The organism is Streptomyces sp. IBSBF 3136 (assembly GCF_036815105.1).
GTDB lineage: Bacteria > Actinomycetota > Actinomycetes > Streptomycetales > Streptomycetaceae > Streptomyces.
In genome coordinates, this window is record NZ_JAJSZC010000461.1 from 1 (window position 1) to 1,150 (window position 1,150).

General features: G+C 69.7%; 1 protein-coding gene. It reads left to right on the forward strand.

Going from position 1 to position 1,150, the window contains the following annotated elements:
- The first annotated feature begins 43 nt into the window (after positions 1-43).
- Positions 44-1,117 (forward strand): DUF1996 domain-containing protein, encoded by a 1,074-nt coding sequence (locus V7E45_RS40195; protein ID WP_333779238.1) that lies wholly within the window; start codon positions 44-46, stop codon positions 1,115-1,117.
- Positions 1,118-1,150: the final 33 nt, after the last annotated feature.

A 1,150-nucleotide genomic window follows, 5' to 3' on the forward strand; every position in this document is an offset into this window, starting at 1 on the left:
GTACGGCCCCAAGCCCCCACCTCCCTCGATCGGAGGAGCCCCCATGTCACGGAGCTCGAAGATCCTCCCGGGCGTGCTGATCACGTCCGCCCTGCTGCTGACCTCGATCGGTCTCGGCACGGTCGGCGCGGCCTCGGCGCCCCGCACCACCGCCACGGCCGCCCACCCGGGCCATGTGATGGCCGTGTCGACCGCCTCCTCCCCGGAGGACCCCGACGGCGACGGCTACATCCCCGCCAACCCGCCTGTCACCGGTGCGACTCCGTCCACCCAGGACCCGCCGCACCGCTACTTCCACGAGTTCCAGGCCAACTGCTCGGTCAGTCACACCAGGCCGGACGACCCGATCGTCTACCCGCAGCAGCCGGGCAAGTCCCACGACCACACCTTCATGGGCAACACGACCACCAACGCCGGCAGCACCACGGCCTCACTGAGCGCGGGCGGCACCACCTGCAAGGCGCCGGGCGACCTGTCCGGCTACTGGATGCCCACCCTCTACGACGGCGACCGGCAGATCCTGCCCGTCGGCCCGCAGGTCATCTACTACAAGGCGGGCGTCACCGACTACACCAGCGTCCGGCCCTTCCCCAAGGGCCTGAGGTTCGTCGTCGGAAGCCCGATGCAGACGGCCGACGAGTTCCGCCATCATCCCGGTTTCGTGGAGGGCTGGGAGTGCGGTGACAGCTACTTCAACACCGAGTTCCCGGCGAGCTGTCCCGACCGCGCCGACGTCCAGCTCAACATCCGCTTCCAGGCACCGAGCTGCTGGGACGGCAAGTACCTCGACACGCCCGACCACAAGAGCCACATGGCCTACCCGGTGGTCAAGCCCGGCACCAACGACAACATGTGCCCCGCCGACCACCCGGTGGCGCTGCCCATGATCGAGTTCAAGATGGCGTTCCCGGTCAACGGCGACATGTCCCGGGTCCGGCTGGCCAGCGGCCCGGGCCACAGCTTCCACTACGACTTCTTCAACGCCTGGGACGACCGCACGCTCAAGGCGCTCGTCGACCACTGCGTCGTCGGCGGACTGCAGTGCGACGCGCGCGGCTACGACCAGACGCACCCGGAGGCGGGCGCGGCGCTGGGCCCCGACTACCGCCTGCCATAGCGGCGAACGTCCCTCATCCACCCTCCCCACCCC